Below are 24,892 nucleotides of genomic sequence, written 5' to 3'. Positions count from 1 at the left end.
CTGTTGGACGTGTTGCGGCAACAATACGATTGGATCCGATCCGTTAGACAAAACATGTTTACGTTCCTGGAAGAGCTGCCTCTTCAACTGTTGCATCGACCGGTTCCGGATTTCGGGCATGGAACGATCATGCGAACCCATGCTCATGTCGTGGACTGTTATCGGTTCTGGTTGGGATCTTTCGCTTTTAAGAAGTTAAACGAACATAGGGATATTTCCGTGACTGAACGCGTTGACGTGAAGTACGTCCGCGAAAGATTTACGGAAGTGGATGAACTCGTTCAAAGGTTCTTAGACGAATATTCCGATCGTTGGTCTGAATCTATCGAGCAAGACGAGAGCTGGAAGGGTTACCCGAAGACAGCTACTCCTCTGCTGCTGTTAACTCATGTGGAAAAGCATGAATTTCATCACAAAGGTCAAATCGTAACGATGGCAAGACATCTGGGCTGCCCGCCTCCGTCCGACGATCGTCTGGGCGGACTTTTTATCTGATTCGTACAATCGAGAACGGGGGAAGTGAAAGAGCCCTTTCGATGCCTGATATCGGAAAGGCTCTTTTCGTGTGAAGCCGTGCTCGGCAACGGCGGTCAAAGCGAAATGGTAAATGCGTAAACAACCATCGGGCTGTTGGGATCCTAGTCGTCACTGCTTTTACCGGTTTGAATCGTGAGCCCCGCCGCCGCCGATCGCCTGATGTCCGGCAAAAAGACTGCTTATTGCATAGAGCTCTGAATCCGCTGCATGAACTCTTCCGCGGCGCTGTAGCCGAGCTGCTTCAGATACCAATTGTTCGCCGCCGCTTCGATCAGGCCGGCGACATCGCGCCCGGGCTGCAGCGGAATCTCGATATGGGGAATCTGCACGCCCATGTATTCGGTAAATTGGGGCTCGAGCTCCAGTGCGTTGCTGAGTTCCCCTTCCCGCCAGGTCGTCAGCTCGATATCCAGCACGATGCGAGTCTCGTCCTGGAACGCTCTGCGGCCGTATTGGCGGACGACGTTGATCAAGCCGACGCTGCGCAGCGCTAGAAATTCGCGGGTCGTCTCGTTGTGCGATCCGAGCAGAAGCGCCGGACCCAGCTTTTTCAGCACGACGATATCGTCTGCGACGAACCGGTGGCCCCTGCGGATGAGCGTGTGAGCCGTCTCGCTCTTGCCGATGCCGGACTTGCCTCTCAGCAAGATCCCGATGCCCGATACGTTCACGCACACGCCGTGGATCGACTGCTCCGGCGCCAGCGCCTTCACCAGGTAGCCGTCCAGCTTGGCGATGAATTCCACTGTCGAATCGGGCGTTCGCAGCAGCGGAATGCCTTCCTCGTCGCAAAATTTTTTCAGATAAGGAACTTCCTGCTGTCCGGCCGTCACAATGAAGCAGGGCGGGTGGTATTTGACGATATTGCCGATATGAAGCAGCCGCTCCTCGACGCTCAACTGCAGCAGATAGTTGATCTCCTTGCGGCCCAGCACCTGCACGCGTTCCATCGGGAAAAATTCGAAGTACCCGACAAACTCCAGGCCCGGCCGATGAGCTCTCGAACGCGAGATTTCCCGGTCCATGCGGCCGGTACCCGCCACCAGCTCCAGCTTGAATCGATCCGCGAGATTCTGTACGGTGATGGTCTTCACGCGGACAACCTCCTTTGCTTGCGTCTGTTCGGTCTATATCCAGGTTACTTTCTACGGTAGGGCCGGCTATTCCTGCGCAAGAACGCGAGTCGGAAGATCGCCATGGCCCAGGTCAGTCGGTGACCGAGCGGTTCCGTGCGGAGTTCCGGTTCTCGGCAGGATTGTGGAATTTTTTAACGAATCCATAAATTCAAGGAAGCCGGAAACCGGCAATGACGATAAAGGAATCTTAAAAAGGAGAATATAGCATATGTTGAGCAAAAAGGCGAATGCTGCGGATGTGATCGGCTACTGCTGCTTGAGATTTCCGGTCGCCAATTTGAGAAAGTCGATAGATTTTTATTGCGATGTATTGGGCTATGAACTCATTTCGGCGGACTATGCGTTTGGAGAGGCACATATTGGGCTGAAAAACGGAATCGGTCCGGGTATCTTTTTGATGGAAACCAAACCGGAAAATATCGCATCCTTGAAGTTTGTATTTCCCCGTTCCTTCTTTGTCGCGAACGGCACGGGGCACGTGACGATGGTGGAGCTTTTAACGAATGATTTGCTTGCTTTGCATGAACGGATGAAACAAGCGGGAGTCCATATGGATAAAGAGCCTGTATTTACGAAGGAGTTCGGTTATTTCACCTTTTATGATCCGGACGGACATTATATTCGGGCGGTCGAAGAAAGAGGCGTGTATTTCGACTTGAAACAAAAAATGAGCTCCACTCTCAAACGGGATTTGACCGAGCATGAGAACCAATTGCTGTGGGGGCTATGTGAAAAAGCGAGCGTTGAACAACAAAAATTTCTCAGCTCCATCATCTTGGAAATTCGCGGCTCTTGAGCAGGTTGGCGGAAGCCGGAGGTTGCCGCCGGGGACGCATGCGCGTCCGGTTTCGGCATAAAAACGAACCCCTTCGTTCCCGAAAGGGTTCGTTTGCATTTTCTAGGTACTTTCGTTAGCGTTGGACGCATGCCGGCGTCGGTTAAGCCGTACCGTAAACTTCGAGCTCGGAGAGTTGTCCGGCCGGCCATCCGGAGTTGGCGGTAAAGTTCACCTTGATGTATCTGGCACTCGTAGAGGGAAAGTCGATCTTCACTTGATTGCCGCTGTTCGGATCGAACGTATACGTCGCGGGGTCCACGATCGTCGTATACGCGCTGTCGTTCGCACTGCCGAGGACCGAGAGCGTTTGCGTGCGGGAGCCCCATCCCGCCGGCAGCTTCAGGACGACGGAGCCGACGTTCGCGGCGCCGCCCAGATCGACGCGGAACCATTGAGGGAACGCGTTGTTCGTGCTTTCCCAATAGGAAGCCTGGTTGCCGTCCACCGCGTTGGGGGAGACGTAAACGTCGGCATGGCCGCTATCGGCGACGGCCTTGTTAAGGGCCAGGTTGGTGCCGGGCGAAGGCGTCGGAGTAGGTGTTGGCGTCGGTGTAGGCGTAGGTGTTGGTGTCGGAGTCGGCGTAGGCGTCGGAGTCGGCGTAGGCGTCGGAGCAGTTGATGGCTTCCGCGATACGATGACGCGGGATACGTTCGCGCCTCCCATGCCGCCGCTCAGTTTGATGACGTTGTTCGTGCCCGCGTTCAAATCGATCAGACGGCTGGTCTCCCCCGTATAGTTCCCCCAGCCTCCCGTTCCGGGCAGCGAAAGGAAGTAGCCGTCTCCGGTCGTGTCGCCGCTCGCGTCCACTTTGAAGGCGGCTCCGCTGTCGCCGGAAGCGTAGAGCACGGTAATCTCCGCCTTACCGCCTGCGCCGCCGTCGATGCCGTTCAGCTGAATGTAGGAGCCCTGAATGTGCATGTTCTCGACATTCCCGTTCGACAGGGTCGCCCCGCCACCGACGGTTACGTTGCTTGCGCTCATGGGATACTCCGTCTTCTGGGTGTAGTCGTCGTAGTTTTGGTTCACCAGATCGTAATACTTGACCTCGGTCGCCGTGGAACGCGGCCCTACGGCCGGTACGCCGTCGGACGTTTGCACGACTTTTTGAATCGTCCCGTCCGCGTTGAAGTTCAGCTGATCTACGCAGACGGAGCGCAGCGTGCCGTTGGAAGAGATCTTCGCGTTATGGTAGAACAGATACCAGTTGCCCTTATACTGCACGATGGAGCCGTGGGTCGTTCCGCTGTTCAATACCGGGTCGAGCAGGACGCCGCGGTTGGTCCAAGGTCCGAGCGGGCTGCTGCTCGTGGCATACCGCATCCGGTTGCCGCTCGAAGTGTTGTCGGCATACATCATGTAATACAGGCTTCCCCGCTTAAACACCCAAGAGGCTTCATGAAAATCCTGCAGCTCGGTGAACTCGCGAATCGTTCCGTCCAGCGACGTCATGTTGCCGGCGAGCTTGACCCCATAGCTGTGTCCGCCGCCTCCGGCATAGAGGTAATAGCTGCCGTCGTCGTCGCGAAAAACGGCCGGGTCGATCATGTTGCTGCCGGGCAGTCCCTCGATATAGCCCTGGACGGTGAAGTCCGCGGCGGGCTTGTCGCTTGTGGCGACGCCGATCTTCCAGGTATTGTTCCAGTCGCTCCCGCTGGGGTGAGGGAAATAGAAGTAATAGGTGCCGTCCTTGTAGGCGGCGTCGGGGGCCCACATGAAGCCGCCCTCCGGCCGTCCCCAAGGTACGTCGGCGGCGCTCAGGATTTCGCCTTCGTCCACCCAGTCCACCATGTTATCCGACGAGAAGACGTGATATTTGTCCATCAAATCGCTGCCCCTGGAGGGGAAAATATCGTGCGAAGCATATACGTAGATCCGTCCGTCGCTCCACACATGCGCGGAGGGATCGGCGGTAAAGATGCTCGTGAAAATGGGGTTGCCGGATATCGTGACCGTATCGGCGGATGATGACGATGCGATTCCGAACAGGGCGGACAGCAGCATGACGATCGACAATGGCGCAGTCAAAAGCCTTTTTCTCATCAGAGTACCTCCTCGTATCCTGGATTCAGGCGGCGATACAGGGACCCCGGTCCGGCTCGGCCGCCGGGCCGTGAAATGCTGCGCTGCTCACCTCCGTCACGAAAAATGTATGAAAAGTTAAATAAAGGAAACATATCTAGTTTAACGCATCATTTTCCGCTTCGTACTGAGATTGCATTAAACTTTCCCGGTCGTTCTTGGCTTATTTGGGATTGTGAAGTCTCGAACGTTGATCTTAGCGAAATGAAAATGGTTATCCGACAAAACAATAGTTCGAGCATTTGAATCGCATAGCGACCGTATATGCAGGAGGAACTATGAATTTGATTCGTCTCGCAATCGTTCTCTGTCTTATGATCATGATGGCGGCATGCGGCAACTCGAATAACCATAATCAATCCGAGCCGACCGGGAGCTCGGCATAGCGCTCTGACGCAGCCGGAGGATTCGGACTCCGTCAAAATTACGAAAGATCAATATGCCAAGATTGAGAATGGAATGAAGTACCAGGAGGTCGTCGATCTTATCGGCGGCGAAGGCGAGGTTGTATCGGAGACCGGCAAGAAAGGCAGCGACGATTATACGATCGGCGTGATGTACAAAGCTTTTGCTCTCATCATAAGCCGGTGCGACTGACCTACGGAGGAATTTCGCCATTTTCTGTCGAATCCGTATCCATGATGATGAAAAGAAGAAAAATCGCAGCCATCGTCGGGCTGTTCCTTCTCGTATTGACAGGGGTCCGCTTCGCCTGGATCGGCATCCAGACGTCTTCCGCGAGGGCCGAGGCCGTAGGCGGCCTGCTGGATCTGAGCCGGTGGGATCCCTCTTCCAAACCGATCTTATCTCTCTCCGGACAGTGGGAGTTCTATCCTTCCCGGCTGGCTATCCCCGGTCCGGACGGTACCCTTCGATCGGAAGGCCCCGCTGCCGGATTCGCGACGGTTCCCGGAAGCTGGCAAAGGGATCTTTCTCCGTCGGGAGGATCTGCCATAGGGTACGGAACCTATCGGCTGCGCGTCATGCTGCCGTCCGGAGGCTTGCCGGAGTTGACCGTTCAAGTGCCGGGGCTCTCCGCTTCTTCGGCTTTGTACGTGAACGGGCGCTTGCTGGGCAGCGCCGGGTACCCGGCGGACCGTGCCTCCTCCTATAAGGCGAGCATCGCGCCTTATTCCGTCACGTTCGCCGCCGACCGCAACGTCCTGGATCTCGTGCTGCAAGTGGCGAACTATGACAATCGCGTCATGGGCGGTCTGGCGGAGCCCGTCAAGTTCGGAACGGCCCGGGCGATGAGCAGGGCTTACTGGTTTTCCGCCGGATCGCAAGCGGCGCTCAGTCTGCTGATGATCATGCACGCCTTGTACGCCTTCGTCCTTTATTTCATCGGTACCCGGCAGAAGCCGCTGCTTATCTTTTCCGCGCTGGGGCTTTGCGGGGCGGTGTCCGTCCTTAGCGATGTGGACCGCATTCTGTCCGCCTGGTTCGGGGTCGGATTCGAAGCGTTCTATAAAATCTTCTATTTATCCTACCTGGGCGTGGCGGCGCTGCTGCTGCAATACGTCAGAAGCCTGCTGCCCGAATTCCCGATCCTTCGTCATTCGCGCTGGCACTTCGCCGCGTGCGCCGTCTTCGGGCTGTCCGTGCTGGCGCTGCCGGCCAGGCTGTATACCTATGCGGACGGGCTCCATACGGCTCTGATGCTGTGGCAGCGTTCGCCGCGGCCCCCATTTTCATCTATCGGGCGGTCCGAAGAGGTTCTCCGGATGCGATCTATCTGCTGCTCGGAGCGTCGGCCGTGGCTTCGAATCTGATCTGGGGGCTCTTGAATTACACGTTTTCTCTGGATATCGGCTACTATCCCTTCGATATGCTGACCTTCTTTATCGCCTTCGCGCTTTATTGGTTCAAGCGATATTTCCGCAATGCCGCCGAGACCGCCCGATTGGCGGATCGGCTTCAGGCGGCCGACAAACGCAAGGACGAATTCCTGGTTCATACCTCGCACGAGCTTAGGAATCCGCTTCACGGCATTCTGAACATGGCCCAGGCCGTGCTCGACAGCGGCGAACGGCTGGGCGAGGGGACGAACCGGGCGCGCCTGGCCCTGCTCGTCTCGGTGGGCAAGCGCATGTCCTTTCTGCTGAATGACCTCGTCGATCTGAATCGGCTGCGGGAGAATCGCTTACGGGTGAATATGGGGCCTCTCCGGCTGCAGGCGAAAGCGGCGGGCGTGCTGGACATGGTCCGGTTCATGACGGACGGCAAGCCGGTTCGGCTCGAGAACCGGGTTCCGGATTCGCTTCCGGCGGTGCTGGCGGACGAGAACCGGCTGGTGCAGATATTGTTCAACCTGCTGCATAACGCGGTCAAGTTTACGAATGAGGGTCGAATCTGGATCGAGGCGGAAGCCGAAGAAGACAAGGTCGTCGTCCGCGTGGCGGACACCGGGTTCGGAATGGACGAGGAAACGGCAAGCCGGATTTTCCGGCCTTATGAACAAGGAGAGAACCCGGCGGAGACGAACGCGGCGGGATTCGGGCTGGGCCTTGCGATCAGCAAGCGGCTGGCGGAGCTTCACGGCGGACAGTTGACGGTCAGCTCGGTTCCGAACGCCGGCTCCGTCTTCCGATTTACGCTTCCCGCGGCGGAGATGTCCGGTACGGAGTCGGCGGCGAACGAGGTCGCCGCGGCCAGGCTGACCGAAGAAGATGAGTCGCTCGCGAGCGAAGAGACGGCGGCCGATCCTTCGCCGGCGGTCTCCGCCCCCGCGGACCGGTCCCGCATTCTTGCCGTCGACGACGATCCGGTGAATCTGCGAATCCTGAAGCACGTGCTCGATTCGGATCTTTACGAAATCACGACGACGACAAGCGGTTCCGAGGCGCTGTCCCTTCTGAATTCGGGACCATGGGATCTGCTGGTCGCGGACGTTATGATGCCGGATATATCCGGCTACGAAGTCGCCCGGACCGTCCGCGCCATCTTCTCTCCGTCCGAGCTGCCGATTCTGCTGCTGACGGCTCGCCATCGGGCGGAAGATATCGAAGCGGGATTCAAAGCGGAAGCCAACGATTATATCGTCAAGCCCGTCGACACGCAAGAGCTGAGAATGCGGGTAAAGGCGCTGACGGACGTGGCCCGGGCCGCCCGCGAGCAGAAGAGACTGGAGGCGGCGTGGCTGCAGGCGCAAATTCAGCCGCATTTTCTGTTCAATACGCTCAACTCGATCGCCGCGCTGGGGGATGTCGACACGGCCCGCATGCGCGATCTGCTGATTGCCTTCGGCGATTACCTGCGGGCCAGCTTCGACTCCGCCAATTCGGACCGGCTGGTACCGCTGAAGAAGGAATTGGACCTGGTACGGGCTTATCTGTATATCGAGAAGGAGCGGTTCGGAGATCGGATTCAGGATGTATGGGAGGCGGACGACCGGCTCCTGCTGCAAGTTCCGCCGCTGTCCATCCAGCCTCTGGTGGAGAATGCCGTTCGGCACGGCCTGCTCAAACGATCCAAGGGGGGCACCGTCCAGATTCGGATCCGGGAGCTGGAGGACGAGGTCGGCATCTCGATCGAAGACGACGGAATCGGCATGGAGCCCGAAAGACTGTCGCGGGTGCTGCATCTCGGCGGATCGCTCGGCCGTCATTCCGGCATCGGCTTGGCCAATACCGATCGCCGGCTTAAGCAAATTTACGGGAAAGGCTTGCTCGTACGCAGCCGTGCCGGCGAGGGAACGGCCGTCTCCTTCTCCGTGCCCAAGCAGCCGTCCAATGTATCGGCTCGCTCGTGAGCCGGTCGCAGCATTTTCGAAGCCCGCCGTTCATGTTGGAGATCCGCGCTGGACGCGGGTTTAAGGGGTCGTGCCAGTCTGCCGGAAGGCAGGCTGCGCACGGCCCTTTTGATCATTTCGGAAAGCATGAAAAACACTAAAAACAAATTGTATTTCGAATAAAATTTATTGCAAAACGATAAATATTGTGATAAGTTGAAATCGTAAAAAACGACTCGGGGTGAATGGGATGGAACGAGCATCGACGCTCTTTTTGAAGGTGACGGTTTTTCTGATCGGAATTCCGGTCGTTGCCTTGTGTATCGGGCTGCCCTGGATCGCGAAGGAAGCGGCGGATCATTTTCCGGCGCATTGGCTGTATCCCGCTCTCGTCGGCATGTACGGATCCGCGATCCCGTTTTTCATGGCGCTGTATCAAGCTTTCAGACTGTTAAGCTATATCGACAGGAACGAAGCTTTCTCGGAATTGTCGGTCGTCGCCTTGAAGAAGATCAAATACTGCGCGGTTGCGATCGCCGTTTTGTATGCGGCCTGCGTGCCGTTCCTATATCACATGGCGGATCGGGTCGACGCCCCCGGGCTCCTGGCCCTCGGATTGGTCATTCCTTTCGCTTCCCTTGTGATCGCGGTCTTCGCCGCCGTTCTTCAAATGCTGCTCCAGAATGCCATCGAGATCAAATCGGTAAATGATTTGACGGTCTGAGGTGAAACCCATGGCGATCATCATCCATATCGATGTGATGCTGGCGAGAAGAAAAATGAGCGTAACCGAGCTCTCGGAGCGGATCGGGATCACGATGGCCAACCTGTCCATCTTGAAAAACGGAAAGGCGAAAGCGGTAAGATTATCGACGCTGGAGGCGATCTGCAAGGCTTTGGATTGCCAACCCGGAGACCTATTGGAGTATAAAAGCGATGAAGACGCTCACGGTTAAAATGGGGTCCGGGCGGCGAGGGGATGCCATGCGGACGGCATGGCTGCAGCTCTTTCGTTTCGGCCGGGAGCAGGCGCTGTCTTGCGTGTTTCCCATGGTCATTTTCGCCTCGTTGGCCGTCACGAAGCTGATTCCGCTCCCTTGGCTGCCGCGGTATGACTGGCTGCTGCTCCTGTGCCTGGTCATGCAATGGGGGATGGTTCGCTCCGGTCTGGAGACGCGCGACGAGCTCAAAGTGATTACCATGTTCCACCTTATCGGCCTGGCGCTTGAGCTGTTCAAGGTGCATATGGGTTCATGGTCGTATCCCGAGGAGGGGTACTCGAAGGTGTTCGGCGTTCCGTTATACAGCGGATTTATGTACGCGAGCGTCGCGAGCTACCTCTGCCAGGCGTGGCGGCGGTTGAAGGTCGAGCTGATCGGATGGCCGCCGTTCCCGGCGGTGGTGCCGCTTGCCGTCATGATTTACGCCAACTTTTTTACCCACCATTTTTGGATCGATGTACGATGGTGGCTGTCGGCGCTCGTGCTGCTCGTATTTTGGCGGACACGGGTCGCGTATGAGGTCGGCGGAACGCGCTACCGGATGCCGCTTGCGCTTTCCTTCGTTCTGATCGGCCTCTTTATCTGGATCGCGGAGAACGTCGCTACCTTCTTCGGAGCCTGGGAGTATCCGGACCAGTCGGGATCGTGGCGGCTCGTCCATTTGGGCAAGGTAAGCTCCTGGCTGCTGCTGGTCATCGTCAGTTTTCTGATCGTCGCGACCTTAAAGCTTGTGAAGGAACGGCAAGTTGACAAGAGCGGGCAGCCGAAGAAGAGATGAGATAGTTGATTATACGGATGGAGATTTCCAACGCGTCGAGAAAATTCGCTCCGTCTTGGCCAGTACGTTCCGGCGCTGCTCAAGGCTGCGGTTCTCCATGCCGGAGTAGTTGTACCATTTGAGACGGTTCACGCCCATCTTCCGGAAGGTCCCGCGGAACATCATTTTCGTGATCGGATTGCCGAGGAACCAGCGATAGACGAAGGTGGGCGTGGCCATGACCGTCAGCATGGATACTCCTTTCAAGCGGGGGAGCAAGCACTTGAAGGGGCGTCCCGGCTTCGTCTCGGCGTAGACCACGCCCTTCACGAACACCTTGTCGAGGAACCCCTTCATCAGCGCCGGCATCCCCTCCCACCAGATGGGAAAAATAAAGATGATGTGATCGGCCGACAAGAGCCGCCGCTGATAGTCGGCCGCGAGAGGATCGTGGGTTCGCTTCTGCCGCCAGGCGGCGAGATCCGAGGCGGACGTGACGGGATTGAAGCCGTCCGCATGCAGGTCGATCAGGTCTATGCGGTGACCGCCGGATAGCAGACCTTTCATAACGGCGGCCAATAATGCGGCGGAGTAGCTTCTTCGATGCGGGACGTTCTCGGAAGCCGAGGCTCCATAAGGATGATCGAAGACAATGACGAAGTTCATAAACGGCACCTCATTCCATTTTATGTTTCTTAGAATCAAAAAGTAATCTATGGAAACAATATTAATATTTTTGTTTCCATGATGTCAATAATGATTCCTGGAATATTTATTTTTCCCCGATCGGTTGATATACTGGGACGAGGATGGCACCATGCCGTACGGAAAAGGGGGAATGACCGATGAATCGCAAAGCGGGTGGTGGCGAGCGAGAGCTTTTGATCGCGAAAATGATGGATCATGTCGCCGCCATGCAGAAGCGATTTCAAGCCGAGGGTGAGGACGAAGAGCGGCGCTGGATGATGGCGAACGCCTCGGACGCCGCCGTTATCGATTTTCTGAAGGAAGCCACCGTTCTTACGCTTCACGTCGTGGACGCGATCGGAGAGGCGGAGCCGGTGAACGGAATTACGATCTCCAAGCGATTCGGCATCCCGAGAGGCAGCGTGTCCAAGATTACGCGCCGGTTGACGGAGCAGGGAGTCGTTCAAGCCGAGTCGCTTCCGGACAACAAGAAAGAGGTGCTGTTCCGGCTCACTTCGTCGGGTACGCAGATCTATCTACTGCATCAGAAGCTTCATGCCCATATGGACCGCAATATCCGGGAATTTCTTGGCCGATTCGATCTGGAGCAAATGCGATTCCTCGAGCGATGCATGAAGGAAACGGCGGAGACTTCGTGGGTTCGTCCGGAGACAGGCGATATCGAGAAGAAAGAGGAACAGATCGTTCACGATGCGCCGGTAGAAGGAATCGAATCGTCCCAGGCGGAAGAGATCGCCGAGATTACTGCGATGCTCCGGCAATTGGATGCGAGGAAGCTGAGAAAGGCGAAGGAGCTGCTGCGCATCGCGTGGTTCGATGATTAAAAAAAGCCGGAGGCTCTACGCCTTCGGCTGCTTCTTCAACTCAATAGGATACCGTATACTGCTGAGGAATGGAAGCCTGGTCTTTGCCGCCGAGGGCTAATGCCGCATGGGTTGCCCAATATGGGTCCCGAAGCATGCCGCGGGCTACGGCAACCAAGTCGGCATCTTCTCTCCCGATAACGGATTGAGCGACCGCCTGCTCGTCCAGCATCCCGACGGCGACCGTCGGCACTTGCAGCTCTTCCCGGAAGCGACGGGCAAACGGCACTTGATACCCCGGATAGTTGCCCGGCTTGCGGACTCCGGCCATTCCTTCGCCGCCGGAGCTGACATGGAATACGTCTACCCCTGCATCGCGGTACGCTTTTCCCAGCTTGATCGCATGATCGAGATCATAGCCGCCATCGGCATACTCTACTGCGGAGATACGGAAGAACAGCGGCATTCCGGCGGGCATTTCTTTTTTCACGGCTTGAACGACCTCGACCCCGAAGCGTGCCAAATCTTGTCCGTACATATCGTCTCGCCGATTCGTAAAGGCTGATTGGAATTGCTGAATCAAATATCCGTGAGCCCCATGCAGCTCGATCATATCGACCCCGGCCTCCACCGCTCGCCGAGCCGCGTCGCCGTACAACCGCACCGTCTCTTTCACTTCAGCTGTTGTCAAAGCTCGCGGCGTTTTGTATCGGTCTCCCGGAAACCGGATCGCGGATGGAGCGACCGGTTCCGGCGCATCCTGAGCCTTACGGCCGGCATGGGCAAGCTGAATCCCGATTTTGGCGCCATGCGAATGAACGCCGTCGATGATGCGCCGGAAAGCGGGAATATGTTCATCTGACCAGAGCCCCAAATCAAAGTCGGTGGTGCGTCCGTCGGGATGCACGTCGGTCATCTCCGTAATGATAAGGCCCGTGCCGCCCACGGCACGGCTTACATAATGCACATAGTGCCAATCCGTCGGTTTCCCGTCCTTTGCGGCCGCGGAATATTGGCACATGGGCGCCATTACGATGCGGTTCTTCAATTCCAATCCCTTGATCTGATACGGCGATAGCAAATTTACGGACATCGGACATCCCTCCCATTGGTTCATGATTTTACCGCCAAAGATGGATCCATCCTCGTTGTACATAATGGGTTGAATCCCGTTATAATCTAAGCAGTGCCGCTGGATGGCCTGCCCCCGACAGAAAGGGGGATTTGGGGTACGGCACCATCTTACCGCCGCTTGCGTAGACAAGGAAGAACTGCGTTTGTATCCTAATGAAGCCTATCGTTATTTATTATTCTGATAGTATGAGTATCAGCTTGAGAGGAGTGGATGACATGAGCGATGATCAGCGTCGTTCGGAGCTCAGCCGATTCCTGCGTACGCGGCGGCTGCGGTTGTCGCCGCAGATCGCAGGCTTTCAGCACGCCAATTATTCCCGGCGGAGAACGAAAGGGCTTCGGCGGGAGGAAGTGGCTGCGCTCGCCGGCATTTCGCTGCCCTGGTACAATTCGCTCGAACAAGGCAGAGACATCAAAGTCTCCGATCAGGTGCTCGACGGCTTGGCAAGGGCGCTGCGCCTGAGCGCCGATGAGCGGAGGCATCTTTTTTTCCTCGCCTGCCCGCCGCATCGGCCGGAATCGAATCCGAACGACCGGCACCCGGCCGCATCGTCCTCGCTGCTATTTGTGTTGGATCAGATGGCGACGGTTCCCGCCTATATATCGGACGATAAGATGAACGTGCTGGCTTGGAACGATTTGGCATCCGTAGTATTCGGGCCGTTTGAGACTGCTGACCCCTATGGGCGCAACTTGATTTGGCGCATGTTCATGATGCCGACGTACCGGATGCTGTTTATCGGGTGGGAGAGCCTGGCCATCTCGTTGCTCGGCAATTTCCGGACATTGTATACGCGTCATATCGAAGATCAGTGGTATCAAATCTTCATTGCCAAGCTGAAGGAGGGCAGTCCCGAGTTCGCCGAATGGTGGGACGGCTACGAGGTCCGGTGTACGAGTCAGCACCCTCGTGTCATTTCGCACCCCCGTGCCGGACTGCTCAATCTAACGACGCAGCTGCTGCGCGATGAAGAAAGCCGCCAACAGTACTTGAACGTTTTCATCCCCGACTCGCTGGACGGTTCGGCAGAGCGCCTGGCCACCCTTGCGAAAGAGGCGGGAATCTCCATTTCCGGGTGACCATCGTCCTCCTTTCCGAGCTCATGGAGGGGCTTGACAATTCCCCTTGCGCCGATTATCTTAAAATTAAGATATTGGAAAGGGGCTCGATCCTCATGGCAACCTATCGCGGCATCGAAGGGCGTTACCGGGGCGCTCCGTTTCATATGGTGGGGGACGGTTTTCGCGTCTCCAATTATTTTCCGGGCGGCAACGATTTCGGCACGCGCCTCAGTCCGTTCCTTCTGCTCGACTACAACGCGCCTTACGTATTCCCGCTCAGCGACGTCCCGAAGGGAATCGGCGCGCATCCGCACCGCGGCTTCGAGACGGTGACGATCGCGTATGACGGGCATGTCGAGCATAACGACAGCTTCGGCAATCGCGGGGTCATCGGCCCCGGCGACGTTCAGTGGATGACGGCAGGCTCCGGACTGCTGCACAAAGAGTATCACGAGCGGGAATTCTCCAGGCGCGGCGGGCTGTTCCATGTGATTCAGCTCTGGGTCAACCTGCCGCGGGAGCAGAAGATGCATCCGCCCCGCTATCAGGAGCTGCTCAAGGAGCAGATGGGGCGTGTCGCGCTGCCGAACGGCGGAGGCGAGGTCAGGGTGATCGCCGGGGAATACGATGGCGTCAAGGGACCGGCCGTGACGTTCACCCCGATCCGTTTGTTCGACATCGCATTGCGCCAGGGAGGAAGGGCGGCGTTCGAGCTGCCGGCCAGCTTCCATGCGGCGGCGCTCGTCCTGCGGGGAGAAGTCGCGGTCAACGGGACGGAGACGGCCAAAGCCGGCGACTTCCTTCTGTTCGCCGACGGCGCGGGAGCCATCGCCATCGAAGGGCGTACCGACGACGCGCTGGTCATCGTTCTAAGCGGCGAGCCGATCGACGAGCCCGTCTTCCAGCACGGACCGTTCGTCATGAACAGCCGGGAGGAGCTGATCGAGGCGTTTAAGGATTTTCAATCCGGCAAGATGGGCAAGCCCGGTTTCTGAAATAGGAATCGCGAGTCGTGAGGGTCGTGGCAGACTGCCGTAGGGCGAATCTGTTCGCGGCCTTTTTTTTCGCATCGGGTCTTGACTTGGAGCTGGCTCCAGCGGCTAGAATGGCGGAAAAGGAGAAGGAGGCGGTTCGCTCATGTACACGATCCGTCAGGTTGCCGACCTGACCGGCTTCAGCCCCGATACTTTGCGGTATTACGAGAAAATCGGTCTGCTGAAGTCGCCGCAAAGAGGCTCGGGAGAGGTGCGGATGTATAGCGAGGAGGACGTTCGCCTGGCATCGGCCGTTCATTGTCTGAAGAAAACCGGAATGTCGCTGGACGATATGAAGGAGTTCATTCAGGAAGGACGATGCCTAGCGGATCATTCCTCTTTATGGAGCGATGAAGATCTGCAAACCGTATCGACCCGCAGCCAGATTCTCTTGAAGCAATTGGAAAGGATGGAGCGGCAGCGCCAAGCGCTGGACGATCTGATCAAGCAGACCAAGGATAAATTGGGTTTTTACAATGAGGTTCTGAAAGAAACGATATCACAATAGCGCGAAGGGAGACGTTGACATGAAAATCGCGGTTATCGGTTCGGGTCATATGGGAGGAACGTTGGGCAAACGATGGGCAGGGGAAGGCTACCAGGTGATGTTCGGATCGCGCGATCCGCATAGCGACAAGATCCGGAACCTGCTTCAGGCAGCAGGTCCCAAAGCTCAAGCGGGAACGTTACAGGAGGCGGTTGCTTTCGGGGAGATCGTCCTACTGGCCGTTATCCCGACGGAGGTTGAGCGAGTCTTGCGGGAAGCGGGGGATCTGGAAAATAAGATTCTGATCAACTGCACGAATCGCTTCGATGGGAAGTCTGCGGATTTGGAGGTGCTTCGGCTCGCCCGGAACGCGCGCGTCGTCCGGGCTTTCCACACGTTTCCTTGGGAAGCGCTCGAGAACCCCCGGTTCGGCCCGACGAACGCGACCGCGTTCCTGAGCGGAGACCATGCCGAGGCCAAGGCAACGGTCGCCCGGTTATGCCGCGATATCGGGCTCGATCCGATAGATGTAGGCGGCTCCGACAACATGGAGAAAATCGAAGCCGCGATAGGCGCCCTGTGGCAAGTCCTCGCGCCTCAATTCGGACGCGAATTCAGTATGAGGATATTGAGACGGGTCGAGGAAGGCTGAGCGACTGAGGAGGGTTGGAGAGGCTGCGGCCGGCTGCCGATCGGCAGGCCGGTCGCGGCCTTTTTTGCGTTTATCGTCCTCCAGGTTCAGAAAATAGCCCTTGCACGCGGCATCTGTATGCGATATATTGCATATAACAAGACAAAGGGATGATTTTATTGCCAGTACCTAAAGATTTCGTATCGCCGGCGCGGATGTCCGCCAAGGAAAGAGCCTTTTCCCAGATCCAACGCTGGATCATCGACGGAACGCTGCAGCCGGGCGAGAAGCTGCTGGACGCGGAATTGGCGGAGTCGCTTGGCGTCAGCCGGACGCCGATCCGAGAAGCGTTCCAGCTGCTGGAGGTGCAGGGGCTCGTCTCGACCCACCCCGGCAAGGAAACGAAAGTAACGACCATCGAGAAGGGAGACATCTTCAAGCTGTATTCGACGATGGCGGCGTTGCAATCCCTGGCCGCGGAAGTGACGGCGCAAGCGATCACGGCGGAGCAAATCGAGCAGCTGCGCGCGATCAATCTGGATTTTGCCCATACGATTCGGAGCGGTCAGGCGTATCAAGCGATGGAGGCGGACGAACAGTTCCATAATCTGATCGTGGAGCTTGCCCAGAATCCGTATATCGATTCCTTCAGCAGCTCGCTTCAGATTCATATCCGGCGATTCAAGTATGTGTTCTTGAAGCAGCCCATCCAGGCGACGCAAGCTTCCGTCAACGAGCATTCCGCCATCATAGCGGCGTTCGAGAGCAAGGACAGCGATCGGGCGAGAGAGCTCATGAGGCAGAACTTCATCCGGCCGATGCAGGAGCTGCACGAGTTGATCTAAGTCAAGCGGGGAGGAAGCAGGATGACAACAGGCAAAGATCTGCGCATACGCAGCAAGGTGATCAGCGAGGGCGTCAATCGGATGCCGAACCGGGCGATGCTGCGGGCGGTCGGGTTTGACGACGAGGATTTCCGGAAGCCGATGATCGGCGTGGCCAGCACCTGGAGCGAGGTAACCCCATGCAACATGCATATCGACGGGTTGGCGGCGGCGGCCAAACAAGGGGCACGGGAAAATGGCGGAGCGCCGCTGATTTTCAACACGATCACGGTATCCGACGGCATCTCGATGGGACACGGCGGGATGCTGTTCTCGCTGCCCAGCCGCGAGGCGATCGCGGATTCGATTGAGATCGTCGCGGGAGCGGAGAGATTCGACGGCCTGGTCGCCATCGGCGGCTGCGATAAGAACACGCCGGCTTGTCTCATGGCGATCGGCCGAATGAATATTCCTTCCGTCTACGTGTATGGCGGAACGATCCAGCCAGGCCGTCTCGACGGCCGCGATATCGATATCGTCTCGGCGTTCGAGGCGGTCGGCCAATACCATGACGGCCAAATAACGGATGAACGCTTCCGCCAGATCGAATGCAGCGCTTGTCCGGGACCCGGAGCCTGCGGCGGGATGTACACGGCGAATACGATGGCCGCCGCGGCGGAGGCGATGGGCATGAGCCTTCCGGGCTCGTCGTCCACGCCCGCGGTCTCTCCCGCTAAGGCGGACGAATGCGCGAGAGCGGGAGGTCAGGTCGTCGCCTTGCTGGAGCAAAGCATCTATCCGAGAGATATTATGACGAAGAAAGCGTTCGAGAACGCCATTACCGTCGTGATGGCGCTTGGCGGGTCTACGAATGCTTTCCTGCATCTGCTGGCGATCGCGCACTCGGCCGGCGTCGATCTGTCCTTGGACGACTTCGAGCGGATTCGGCTGAGGGTTCCGCACTTGGCCGACCTGAAGCCGAGCGGCAAGCATGTCATGCAGGATCTGAACGAGATCGGAGGCGTTCCGGGGGTCATGAAGCTGCTTCTGGCGGAAGGACTCCTTCACGGCGATTGCCTGACGGTAACCGGCAAGACGCTGGCGGAGAATCTCGCGGAGGCGCCTCCCCTTCGGGACGATCAAGACATTATCCGCCCGTTGAACGACCCGCTCAAGCCGAACGGACCGTTGGTCGTGCTAAGAGGCAACCTTGCGCCGGACGGAGCCGTGGCCAAGATGTCGGGCATGAAGAAGCTTCGGTTCACGGGGCCGGCCAAAGTATTCGACAGCGAAGAGGCCGCCACGGAGGCCATTCTGAAGGACGAGATTCAGAAAGGGGATGTGCTCGTCATTCGGTATTGCGGTCCGAAAGGCGGTCCCGGCATGCCGGAGATGCTCTCGGTTACGGCGCTAATCGTCGGCAAAGGGCTGGGGGGAGAAGTCGCGCTGATGACCGACGGCAGATTCTCCGGGGGATCGCACGGCTTCGTCGTCGGGCACGTCTCACCCGAAGCGCAAGTCGGCGGGCCGATCGCGCTGTTGAAGAATGGAGACATCGTCACGATCGACAGCGAAACGCAGCGGATCTCGTTCGACGTGACGGAGGAAGAACGGCATGCCCGCGAGCAGGCCTGGGTGCAGCCCCCGCTCAAAGTATCGTCGGGCGCGCTCGCCAAATACGCCAGACTGGTCGCATCGGCTTCCAAAGGCGCCGTTACCGACTTGTTTGAATTCGAGGAGGGAGATCCATGCCGGAACAGTGGAATATCGACCGAATAATCGGCGGGGAAGAGGGCCGTCACTCCTCTTTGGCGGTGCTTATGTGCGGCATAGCGGGCTCCGGCAAAACGACCTTTTCCCAAATGCTGGAGAAGAACGGGTTCGAGCGCCTTTCTATCGATGAAGAGGTATGGTCGACCCATGGACGATATGGAATCGACTATCCCGCGGAGAAATATAGGGAGTTCCTGGACGAGGTTCGTGAGAGATTGCGTCAGAAACTCGTAGCGCTCGTTCGGGCGAAAAAAAGGGTGGTGTTCGACTCCAGCTTCTGGAACCGGTCCGAAAGGGATAACTGCAAGCGTCTGATTGAACAAGCGGGAGGGCAATGGAGACTGGTCTACTTGAAAGTGCATCCCGACGAATTGCGAAGACGCCTGCGGATTCGCAGCCGGCGTTTTGACGCCAACGCGGCCTTCCCGATCACGGAAGAGATCCTCGCCACCTTCCTCAACGGGTTTGAAGAACCCAGCGGGGAAGGGGAGATCGTGATCGAGAATTGAAGTCACTCCAAGAGGAGGCACACGGAATCCAGAATTCGGCCTGCATACCGGATTCGTTCTTCCGGGGTCTCCTCGTTGCCCAGAAAGTTCATCTGGAACGCGTGCTGAAAACAGCTTCCAAGCAATAAATCCGCCGCCGCTCTCGGATCGGCTTCCTCTCGGACTCGGCCGAGCTTCTGCTCGCTCGCCACATACGCCGCGACGGCCTCATTCGCCCGATGGGGCCCTTCGTTGCGCGAGGTAAAGCCTTCCCGATGGCGCCGCAGAATACCCGGCTCCGAGAAGACCGAACAGATCAAGGACATGGAGCTTGCGAAGTCTTCCAGGGCCGCATAGGCCACCTTTTCCAGATTGCTCCTGACGGATTCCTGGCCGGCGAGACTTCGAAGCGAGGATAAGGTTCCCATCAGATGCTTCAATTGTCCCCGCAGCACATGGAGGAATAAATCCTCCTTGCTTTGAAAGTGATTGTATAGCGAGCCTTCCGAGCAGCCGGCGGCCTTGGCGATTTCCTTCGTCGTCGTTTTGGCAAGCCCGTTCGTTAACAGCACCCGTTCGGCGGCTTCGGCGATTTTGTTTTTCAATTCCATCGGATTCCCACCTCTTGACACGGCATGAAAAGCCGGGTATGCTCCCATTATGAGTGAGTGCTCACCCAAAGTCAAGCGAGTCCAGTCTTGCAAGGGGGAATTGGGCTTCACGCGCCTGCGATTGAGTGTGCGCTCACTCAACCCGAAAGAAAGGAGATTGCGAATCGTGAAACCGCAAAACTACAAGAACCACGAACGGCTGATTCCGGCTTTCCACATGTTCCTCGTGCCGCTTGGCTTAACGACGCTGGCTGCCGCGGCCGTTCATCTGGGAATCTCGTTCTGGAGAGGGGAATCCCCGTTCGCTCCTCTGTTGATCCTCTCTCTTTCCTTGATCGCCGTCCTAACGATGATTTTCGCGCGAAAATTCGCCTGCAAGGTTCAGGACCGCGCCATTCGGGCGGAAGAGAGCTTGCGAAGCTACGCCCTGTCCGGACAACGGCTCGATCCGCGCCTGACCCTGCAGCAGATCATCGCACTGCGCTTCGCTTCGGATGAGGAGTGGCAGCTCTTGTGCGAGAAAGCGGCGAACGAAAACATGAGTCCCGACGGCATCAAACGATCCATTCAAGCCTGGAAAGCCGACTACGACCGCGTATAGCCGGCGGCGTGCAACGAAAGGGAGGCAAAAAGAAGATGAGCCATTTAATCGAGACTTACCATACGACCGTCATGAGGATGCTGCGTACCTTCGTTCAGCAGTCGATCGACGAGCGGTGGAAGGGGGTCTGGGACCGCCATCTGCCGGAGCTGGAACGGATTTATGCCAAGGGAGGAGATTCGGCTTACGGCTTCTTCTGTCTCAAGCTTTTTCAGCCCTTGGAGGCGGAGATGGAGGAGGCGGGATTCGCCCCCGGGCCGGTTCTGCCGGGGGCCTTTCCCCGATCGGAAGAGCATTGGGGTCCTAGGGAAAATCGGGAACGTCGGTTCTGGAGCGTGATCCGGCAGGGGAACGGCAAGGAGCTTGGGACGTTGGTGACGCGGGTTTTTCATGATCATACGCGCTTGCGCCTGCCGAAACCGCCGCAGGTCTATGCGATCGAGGCGATCGATCCGAATCACATTTCTCAAGTCATCATGGCCGATCTTCCGGAGAGCGGGTCTTCGACAAGGGAGGGGGTTGATCGCAATGAATGACGGACGTTATTCTCGAATCGGACGCATCGGTTTCATGGCGCTAGCCTGGGTTTTCGCGGTATCGGTTCTGCTTCAAGTCTTCTTCGCGGGCCTGGCCTTGTTCGTCGATTCGGACAACTGGACGATCCATGGCGGCTTTGCCAGAGTCCTGGCGGTTGTCCCTCTCCTGATGCTTGCCTTCGCATGGATCGCGCGTTTGCCCGGGCGGCAGATCGGGAGAAGCGCCGGTTTGCTCGGCATGGTGATCGGAATGTTCCTTACTGCCGTCCTGTCGCCCAAAATCGGAGCGCTGTCCGCCCTGCACCCTGTTATCGCGCTCATGATGTTCTGGGCTTGCGCAGGCATCATCCGCGCATCCCGTCAGGCTTCATCCGGATGACATCGGTTGTTGAGAAAGAAGGCGGAGTTTACGGAGAGCGGGAGGCCGGCGGTCCGAACGCTCCCGGGTCCGGCTCTGCCTTCGAGAACTCCGCGAAAAACAGCGTCAAATAGCGGACCACCTCTTCGGGCTCGAACCCCCATTGCTTCTGAATGAGGTGACCGCGAACGGCCATTCGCTGCAGAAGGCTGAGCATCGAATGGGTGAACATTTCGGACAGCAGATCCGGATCGAATTCGCTGCTCAGCGTTCCGTCCCGCATGCCTTCCCGGATGACGCCGTGGAAGTCGATGAAATCCTGCTGCAGCGCCGCCTTGTACTTCAGCCGAAATTCCTCGGACGGAAACGTGAACCGATAGTGGTGATCGAACATGGCCACGAACCGGATCTCTTCTTTCCGGTCGCGGAATACTTCGAGAAGCCCCTTCATCATTCTCGACAGCTTCTCCGAGCCGGTACCGCCCGCCTTCCCCATGCGGTTCATGTGGGAGGCGATCTCCCGCAGGCACCTTATCTGCAGTTCGAAGATAATATCCTGCATCGAGCTGAAATATTTATAAAGGGTCACCCGGCTGATGCCGGCCTCTGACGCGATGTGTCCGATCGTCATCCCGTTCCAGTCCTTCTCCAGGAACAGCCGCTTGGCGGACTCCAGAATCGATTCCCTGCGCTTGAAGCGAATCTCGACGATCTCCTCGTTCCCGTTCTTCAAGACAACCATCCCGTCCCCTCGGCGATTCCTTCTTGGGCCGTCCGATCCCGCCGGACGTCGGAATCCATCCTATCATATCCAAACGTCCTATAAAAAGGGGGGTTTACACCGTGTAAAGTCCAGTGTATGATAAGAGCAACCGTTCCAACGGCAATTTTTATTTTTAATACCGAGTATCCGCATGTGAAATATAGGTCTACCAGACGACTGGAGACACGGCTGCCATCGACTCCTCGGGGAGTGGAGGGTGAGGTTGTGTCTTTTTTCGTGCGGAAAAACGATGGTTCATTTCATGAGGAGAGGTTTTGAGAACAATGCGGAACATTCAGAAGTGGAAAAAAACGCTGGCGATCGGCGCCGTCATGGCCATGACGGTCGCTTCTTTGGCGGCCTGCTCCAGCCAGTCGAAGCCGAATGCGCCTTCGAGCGGCAGCGCCCCGGCTTCTTCGGCGGCGGCAGCGGCCGGCGGTCAAACGGTCTCTTACCGTCTGGGCGATATCGTGAATCCGGAGCAAACGAACAATTTCAACCCTTTTCTCAAAACCGGCAATTACGCCCCTCTGTTCGATTACATCTACAACTCGCTTTATTATTTCAATCCGGTCAAGGGCGAACTGATTCCCCGGCTTGCGGCCGACGCGGGAACCTGGTCCGGGGACGGCAAGAGCTTCACCGTCAAATTGAATTCCCAAGCGAAGTGGCAGGACGGCGAAGCGTTCACCGCGAACGACGTCGTCTACACGTTCCAGGCGCTGAAGGAGCATGCGGCGCTCGATTACTACCGGCTGTGGGGAGACAATCGGCTGAAAGACGTGAAGGCGGCCGGCGACGACACGGTGACGTTTGAGCTGTCCGCGCCGTTCCCGTCGCTGCCGAACTATCTGTCGACCGTCTACATCGTGCCCGAGCATCTGTTCTCCAAGGAGAACCCGGAGACGTTCCTGAACAAAAATCCGATCGGCACCGGCGCGTTCGTCTTCCAGTCGATCAACGAGAGCGCGATTATTCTGAAGGCGAACGCCGACTACTTCGGAGGAGCGCCGAAGATCGGCGAACTGGTCATCCAGCGCTTCAAGGATTCTCCGGGATTGACGCTGGCTCTGCAAAAGGGCGAGATTCAAGGGTCGACGGGGACGCTGGCGATGCCCAGTCTGCCGAAGCTGCTGGAGAACAAGGACAACAAGCTGCAGCAGTATCCGGGGCTTAGCACGTACGCCGTGATCATCAACAACGACAAGCCGGGGCTGAAGGACCCCATCGTCCGCAAGGCGATCCAGCTGGCCATCGACAAGAAGGAGCTCGTGGAGAAGGGCGAGATGGGCGCGGCGACGATCGGCAATCCGGGATTCCTGTCCCAAGGTTTCGGGGATCTGGTCGATCAGACGCTGTTGGACAATCCGGATTATCAGACGAACATCGATAAGGCCAACGAACTGTTGACCGGAGCCGGATACAAGAAGAACGGCAAGGGCGTGTACGAGAAGGACGGGGTCGAGCTCTCCTTCGTTTATTACACGGCGGCAAACGCGCCCGCCCAGAACAAGGAAGCGGCCATGATCACCGATTGGCTCTCCAAGGTCGGCATCGGCACGACGATCAAGATGGCGACCTGGCCGGAGCTCACGAGCATCGCCGTGGCCGGCAATTACGATCTGATCCAGAACGGCATTACCGTGCCGCCGGACCCTCAGGCCGCGCTGGAGGTGTTCCACAGCAAAATGACGGCTCCGATCGGACAGAACACGCCGGGGCTGAACTGGATGAGATTCCGCGACGATCAGATCGACGCTTGGCTCGACCAGGCTTCGACCGCTTCCGCGGCGGATCGCGCAGGGCTGTACAAGCAAATTCAGGATCGCATTGCCGAGCTCGCGCCGGTAGCGGTGCTTTATACGAGCGGCAAAGCGCCGTATAGCGAGACGAAGTTCACAGGCTACGACACGACCGTGCCCGCGACGTCCGCCCTCTCGCTGTCCCAAGTCACGCCCAAGTAATCGCCGCGTCTTCGCGGTTCGGCGAAGGAGAAGCTTGCTATGAGAATTCAACCAGCCTATGTCGCGAGAAGGGTCGCGTTCGCCGCGGCGACTCTTCTCGCCGCGATCGTCATGAACTTTCTGCTGCCCCGGCTGATCGCGGGCAATCCGGCCGAGATGATCGCCTCCCAGACGGCGCTCGGCTCTCCCGAGGTGGCGGAAGCGATCAAGAAGCAGTTCGGGCTGGAGAACGACAGCCTGCTCTATCAGTTCAAGCAATATCTCGTCCAATTGGCGCACGGCAACCTGGGCATCTCCTACTTCAACTATCCGACGCCGGTGTCCCAGGTTCTGCTCCACGCGCTGCCCTGGACGCTTGGCATCGTGCTGATCTCGACCTTGCTCAGCTATGCCGCCGGATGGCTCGTCGGCATCCGCGGCGCGCTGAAGCCCGGGACTTGGTTCGACAACGCCGCCCTGGCCGTCAGCTTCTTCATCAATTCCGTTCCGTATTTCTGGATCGGGATTTTACTCATTCTGCTGTTCGGCTACAAGCTCGATTGGTTCCCCATGGGGCAAGCGTTCTCGGTCGAATACGACTCGCTCTCGGCGGCGGGCAAGCTGCGCTCGATCTCGTACCATGCGGTCCTGCCGATCGTGTCGCTTGCGATCGCGTCTCTCGCCAGCCACATTCTGGTGCTCCGGAACAACTTAAGCCGGGCGCTCACCGAGGACTACATGGTTCTGGCCCGCGCGAAGGGGCTGTCATCCCGAAGGCGCACGTTCCAGTATGGCGTGCGCAACGCTTTTCTCCCGTCCTTTACCGGCTTCATGCTGTCCCTGGGCCATGTCGTAGGCGGTGCGATCACCATGGAGATCGTCTTCTCGTATCCCGGCATCGGCATGCTGACTTACAATGCGATACTGAACCACGACTATCCGTTGATTCAAGGCGCGTTTCTGATGATTGCGGCATCGATCATCGCGGTGAACTTGCTCGCCGATTTGATCTATCCGTTCATCGACCCCCGCGTCAATCTCGATTAGGAGCGACCGC

Annotated in this window: 27 protein-coding genes; 21 read left to right on the top strand and 6 right to left on the bottom strand. The window is 57.7% G+C overall.

Features of this window, described 5'->3' with window-relative positions:
- The gene (locus tag H7C18_RS23675) at positions 1 to 495 is read left to right on the top strand and encodes a DinB family protein (protein ID WP_185131672.1); all 495 of its coding nucleotides are present in this window, start codon (positions 1 to 3) and stop codon (positions 493 to 495) included.
- Between the two features lie 221 nt (positions 496 to 716).
- On the opposite strand, the gene hprK is transcribed toward H7C18_RS23675, so the two are convergent.
- Positions 717 to 1,631 carry an HPr(Ser) kinase/phosphatase gene (hprK, locus tag H7C18_RS23670; RefSeq protein ID WP_185131579.1) on the bottom strand — a complete coding sequence of 305 codons (915 nt, stop codon included), beginning with the start codon at positions 1,629 to 1,631 and terminating at the stop codon, positions 717 to 719.
- A 250-nt stretch (positions 1,632 to 1,881) separates the two neighbouring features.
- Here hprK and H7C18_RS23665 point away from each other — a divergent pair, with 250 nt between their 5' ends.
- Positions 1,882 to 2,469, top strand: coding sequence for a VOC family protein (locus H7C18_RS23665; RefSeq protein ID WP_185131578.1), 588 nt, complete (start codon positions 1,882 to 1,884; stop codon positions 2,467 to 2,469).
- 142 nt (positions 2,470 to 2,611) lie between these two features.
- Here the strand turns inward: H7C18_RS23665 and H7C18_RS23660 are convergent, their stop codons facing one another.
- On the bottom strand, positions 2,612 to 4,552 hold the full coding sequence (locus tag H7C18_RS23660) for a family 43 glycosylhydrolase (RefSeq protein ID WP_185131577.1): 1,941 nt from the start codon (positions 4,550 to 4,552) through the stop codon (positions 2,612 to 2,614).
- 498 nt (positions 4,553 to 5,050) lie between these two features.
- Here H7C18_RS23660 and H7C18_RS23655 point away from each other — a divergent pair, with 498 nt between their 5' ends.
- The 6 genes from H7C18_RS23655 (at position 5,051) to H7C18_RS23630 (ending at position 10,100) form a co-directional block, all read left to right on the top strand.
- A complete protein-coding gene (locus H7C18_RS23655) occupies positions 5,051 to 5,188 on the top strand; it encodes a hypothetical protein (RefSeq protein ID WP_185131576.1) in 138 nt (45 codons plus the stop codon).
- A 41-nt stretch (positions 5,189 to 5,229) separates the two neighbouring features.
- Positions 5,230 to 6,363: a 7TM diverse intracellular signaling domain-containing protein gene (locus H7C18_RS23650; RefSeq protein ID WP_185131575.1), complete on the top strand. Its 1,134-nt coding sequence runs from the start codon at positions 5,230 to 5,232 to the stop codon at positions 6,361 to 6,363.
- Entirely contained in the window at positions 6,348 to 8,342 is a 1,995-nt protein-coding gene (locus H7C18_RS23645) for an ATP-binding protein (RefSeq protein ID WP_185131574.1), read from the top strand. Before H7C18_RS23650 ends, H7C18_RS23645 begins: the two co-directional genes overlap by 16 nt.
- 229 nt (positions 8,343 to 8,571) lie before the next feature.
- On the top strand, positions 8,572 to 9,045 hold the full coding sequence (locus H7C18_RS23640) for a DUF2975 domain-containing protein (RefSeq protein ID WP_185131573.1): 474 nt from the start codon (positions 8,572 to 8,574) through the stop codon (positions 9,043 to 9,045).
- Positions 9,046 to 9,055: 10 nt separating this feature from the next.
- On the top strand, positions 9,056 to 9,277 hold the full coding sequence (locus H7C18_RS23635; protein ID WP_185131572.1) for a helix-turn-helix domain-containing protein: 222 nt from the start codon (positions 9,056 to 9,058) through the stop codon (positions 9,275 to 9,277).
- 28 nt (positions 9,278 to 9,305) lie between these two features.
- Positions 9,306 to 10,100, top strand: coding sequence for a DUF817 domain-containing protein (locus H7C18_RS23630; protein ID WP_185131571.1), 795 nt, complete (start codon positions 9,306 to 9,308; stop codon positions 10,098 to 10,100).
- Between the two features lie 9 nt (positions 10,101 to 10,109).
- On the opposite strand, the gene H7C18_RS23625 is transcribed toward H7C18_RS23630, so the two are convergent.
- A complete protein-coding gene (locus H7C18_RS23625; RefSeq protein WP_185131570.1) occupies positions 10,110 to 10,745 on the bottom strand; it encodes an NAD(P)H-dependent oxidoreductase in 636 nt (211 codons plus the stop codon).
- A 179-nt stretch (positions 10,746 to 10,924) separates the two neighbouring features.
- Here H7C18_RS23625 and H7C18_RS23620 point away from each other — a divergent pair, with 179 nt between their 5' ends.
- On the top strand, positions 10,925 to 11,611 hold the full coding sequence (locus tag H7C18_RS23620; protein ID WP_185131569.1) for a winged helix DNA-binding protein: 687 nt from the start codon (positions 10,925 to 10,927) through the stop codon (positions 11,609 to 11,611).
- Between the two features lie 40 nt (positions 11,612 to 11,651).
- Here H7C18_RS23620 and H7C18_RS23615 read toward each other — a convergent pair whose 3' ends face one another.
- Positions 11,652 to 12,683 carry an NADH:flavin oxidoreductase/NADH oxidase gene (locus H7C18_RS23615; protein ID WP_185131568.1) on the bottom strand — a complete coding sequence of 344 codons (1,032 nt, stop codon included), beginning with the start codon at positions 12,681 to 12,683 and terminating at the stop codon, positions 11,652 to 11,654.
- 257 nt (positions 12,684 to 12,940) lie between these two features.
- Here H7C18_RS23615 and H7C18_RS23610 point away from each other — a divergent pair, with 257 nt between their 5' ends.
- From H7C18_RS23610 to H7C18_RS23580, 7 genes are all read left to right on the top strand, one after another.
- Complete coding sequence (locus H7C18_RS23610; protein ID WP_185131567.1) at positions 12,941 to 13,804, top strand: helix-turn-helix transcriptional regulator; 864 nt, start codon at positions 12,941 to 12,943, stop codon at positions 13,802 to 13,804.
- A gap of 95 nt (positions 13,805 to 13,899) precedes the next feature.
- On the top strand, positions 13,900 to 14,781 hold the full coding sequence (locus tag H7C18_RS23605) for a pirin family protein (RefSeq protein WP_185131566.1): 882 nt from the start codon (positions 13,900 to 13,902) through the stop codon (positions 14,779 to 14,781).
- A 142-nt stretch (positions 14,782 to 14,923) separates the two neighbouring features.
- Positions 14,924 to 15,328 (top strand): MerR family transcriptional regulator, encoded by a 405-nt coding sequence (locus H7C18_RS23600; RefSeq protein ID WP_185131565.1) that lies wholly within the window; start codon positions 14,924 to 14,926, stop codon positions 15,326 to 15,328.
- Between the two features lie 19 nt (positions 15,329 to 15,347).
- A complete protein-coding gene (locus H7C18_RS23595; RefSeq protein ID WP_185131564.1) occupies positions 15,348 to 15,959 on the top strand; it encodes an NADPH-dependent F420 reductase in 612 nt (203 codons plus the stop codon).
- A 158-nt stretch (positions 15,960 to 16,117) separates the two neighbouring features.
- On the top strand, positions 16,118 to 16,783 hold the full coding sequence (locus H7C18_RS23590; RefSeq protein WP_185131563.1) for a GntR family transcriptional regulator: 666 nt from the start codon (positions 16,118 to 16,120) through the stop codon (positions 16,781 to 16,783).
- Positions 16,784 to 16,804: 21 nt separating this feature from the next.
- Positions 16,805 to 18,541 (top strand): dihydroxy-acid dehydratase, encoded by a 1,737-nt coding sequence (gene ilvD / locus H7C18_RS23585; protein WP_185131562.1) that lies wholly within the window; start codon positions 16,805 to 16,807, stop codon positions 18,539 to 18,541.
- On the top strand, positions 18,511 to 19,044 hold the full coding sequence (locus H7C18_RS23580; protein WP_185131561.1) for a P-loop nucleotide/nucleoside kinase family protein: 534 nt from the start codon (positions 18,511 to 18,513) through the stop codon (positions 19,042 to 19,044). The genes ilvD and H7C18_RS23580 overlap by 31 nt, the downstream gene beginning before the upstream one ends.
- 2 nt (positions 19,045 to 19,046) lie before the next feature.
- Here the strand turns inward: H7C18_RS23580 and H7C18_RS23575 are convergent, their stop codons facing one another.
- Complete coding sequence (locus H7C18_RS23575; protein WP_185131560.1) at positions 19,047 to 19,634, bottom strand: TetR/AcrR family transcriptional regulator; 588 nt, start codon at positions 19,632 to 19,634, stop codon at positions 19,047 to 19,049.
- Between the two features lie 166 nt (positions 19,635 to 19,800).
- Between H7C18_RS23575 and H7C18_RS23570 the strand changes: the two genes are divergently transcribed.
- From H7C18_RS23570 to H7C18_RS23560, 3 genes are read left to right on the top strand one after another with little or no spacing between them, the layout of a single operon-like run.
- Complete coding sequence (locus tag H7C18_RS23570; protein WP_185131559.1) at positions 19,801 to 20,235, top strand: DUF6526 family protein; 435 nt, start codon at positions 19,801 to 19,803, stop codon at positions 20,233 to 20,235.
- A gap of 35 nt (positions 20,236 to 20,270) precedes the next feature.
- Positions 20,271 to 20,771, top strand: a complete 501-nt coding sequence (locus tag H7C18_RS23565) for a DUF6022 family protein (protein ID WP_185131558.1) — start codon at positions 20,271 to 20,273, stop codon at positions 20,769 to 20,771.
- The gene (locus H7C18_RS23560) at positions 20,764 to 21,150 is read left to right on the top strand and encodes a DUF6220 domain-containing protein (RefSeq protein ID WP_185131557.1); all 387 of its coding nucleotides are present in this window, start codon (positions 20,764 to 20,766) and stop codon (positions 21,148 to 21,150) included. The genes H7C18_RS23565 and H7C18_RS23560 overlap by 8 nt, the downstream gene beginning before the upstream one ends.
- Before the next feature lie 28 nt (positions 21,151 to 21,178).
- Here H7C18_RS23560 and H7C18_RS23555 read toward each other — a convergent pair whose 3' ends face one another.
- The gene (locus H7C18_RS23555) at positions 21,179 to 21,862 is read right to left on the bottom strand and encodes a TetR/AcrR family transcriptional regulator (protein WP_185131556.1); all 684 of its coding nucleotides are present in this window, start codon (positions 21,860 to 21,862) and stop codon (positions 21,179 to 21,181) included.
- A 314-nt stretch (positions 21,863 to 22,176) separates the two neighbouring features.
- On the opposite strand from H7C18_RS23555, the gene H7C18_RS23550 reads away from it, so the two are divergent.
- Both H7C18_RS23550 and H7C18_RS23545 read left to right on the top strand, forming a co-directional pair.
- On the top strand, positions 22,177 to 23,856 hold the full coding sequence (locus H7C18_RS23550; RefSeq protein ID WP_185131555.1) for an ABC transporter substrate-binding protein: 1,680 nt from the start codon (positions 22,177 to 22,179) through the stop codon (positions 23,854 to 23,856).
- A 39-nt stretch (positions 23,857 to 23,895) separates the two neighbouring features.
- Complete coding sequence (locus H7C18_RS23545; RefSeq protein ID WP_185131554.1) at positions 23,896 to 24,882, top strand: ABC transporter permease; 987 nt, start codon at positions 23,896 to 23,898, stop codon at positions 24,880 to 24,882.
- Positions 24,883 to 24,892: the final 10 nt, after the last annotated feature.

Source organism: Cohnella zeiphila, assembly GCF_014212055.1.
GTDB lineage: Bacteria > Bacillota > Bacilli > Paenibacillales > Paenibacillaceae > Cohnella > Cohnella zeiphila.
The sequence above is the reverse complement of the archived record's forward strand: the minus strand, read 5'-3'. Positions and strand labels throughout refer to the sequence as shown.

Coding starts and splice junctions, on each gene's coding strand:
- H7C18_RS23665 (WP_185131578.1), top strand. CDS start 1,882: ATGTTGAGCAAAAAGGCGAATGCTGCGGATGTGATCGGCTACTGCTGC.
- H7C18_RS23660 (WP_185131577.1), bottom strand. CDS start 4,552: ATGAGAAAAAGGCTTTTGACTGCGCCATTGTCGATCGTCATGCTGCTG.
- H7C18_RS23655 (WP_185131576.1), top strand. CDS start 5,051: ATGAAGTACCAGGAGGTCGTCGATCTTATCGGCGGCGAAGGCGAGGTT.
- H7C18_RS23650 (WP_185131575.1), top strand. CDS start 5,230: ATGATGATGAAAAGAAGAAAAATCGCAGCCATCGTCGGGCTGTTCCTT.
- H7C18_RS23640 (WP_185131573.1), top strand. CDS start 8,572: ATGGAACGAGCATCGACGCTCTTTTTGAAGGTGACGGTTTTTCTGATC.
- H7C18_RS23635 (WP_185131572.1), top strand. CDS start 9,056: ATGGCGATCATCATCCATATCGATGTGATGCTGGCGAGAAGAAAAATG.
- H7C18_RS23630 (WP_185131571.1), top strand. CDS start 9,306: ATGCGGACGGCATGGCTGCAGCTCTTTCGTTTCGGCCGGGAGCAGGCG.
- H7C18_RS23625 (WP_185131570.1), bottom strand. CDS start 10,745: ATGAACTTCGTCATTGTCTTCGATCATCCTTATGGAGCCTCGGCTTCC.
- H7C18_RS23620 (WP_185131569.1), top strand. CDS start 10,925: ATGAATCGCAAAGCGGGTGGTGGCGAGCGAGAGCTTTTGATCGCGAAA.
- H7C18_RS23615 (WP_185131568.1), bottom strand. CDS start 12,683: ATGTCCGTAAATTTGCTATCGCCGTATCAGATCAAGGGATTGGAATTG.
- H7C18_RS23610 (WP_185131567.1), top strand. CDS start 12,941: ATGAGCGATGATCAGCGTCGTTCGGAGCTCAGCCGATTCCTGCGTACG.
- H7C18_RS23605 (WP_185131566.1), top strand. CDS start 13,900: ATGGCAACCTATCGCGGCATCGAAGGGCGTTACCGGGGCGCTCCGTTT.
- H7C18_RS23600 (WP_185131565.1), top strand. CDS start 14,924: ATGTACACGATCCGTCAGGTTGCCGACCTGACCGGCTTCAGCCCCGAT.
- H7C18_RS23595 (WP_185131564.1), top strand. CDS start 15,348: ATGAAAATCGCGGTTATCGGTTCGGGTCATATGGGAGGAACGTTGGGC.
- ilvD (WP_185131562.1), top strand. CDS start 16,805: ATGACAACAGGCAAAGATCTGCGCATACGCAGCAAGGTGATCAGCGAG.
- H7C18_RS23580 (WP_185131561.1), top strand. CDS start 18,511: ATGCCGGAACAGTGGAATATCGACCGAATAATCGGCGGGGAAGAGGGC.
- H7C18_RS23575 (WP_185131560.1), bottom strand. CDS start 19,634: ATGGAATTGAAAAACAAAATCGCCGAAGCCGCCGAACGGGTGCTGTTA.
- H7C18_RS23565 (WP_185131558.1), top strand. CDS start 20,271: ATGAGCCATTTAATCGAGACTTACCATACGACCGTCATGAGGATGCTG.
- H7C18_RS23560 (WP_185131557.1), top strand. CDS start 20,764: ATGAATGACGGACGTTATTCTCGAATCGGACGCATCGGTTTCATGGCG.
- H7C18_RS23550 (WP_185131555.1), top strand. CDS start 22,177: ATGCGGAACATTCAGAAGTGGAAAAAAACGCTGGCGATCGGCGCCGTC.
- H7C18_RS23545 (WP_185131554.1), top strand. CDS start 23,896: ATGAGAATTCAACCAGCCTATGTCGCGAGAAGGGTCGCGTTCGCCGCG.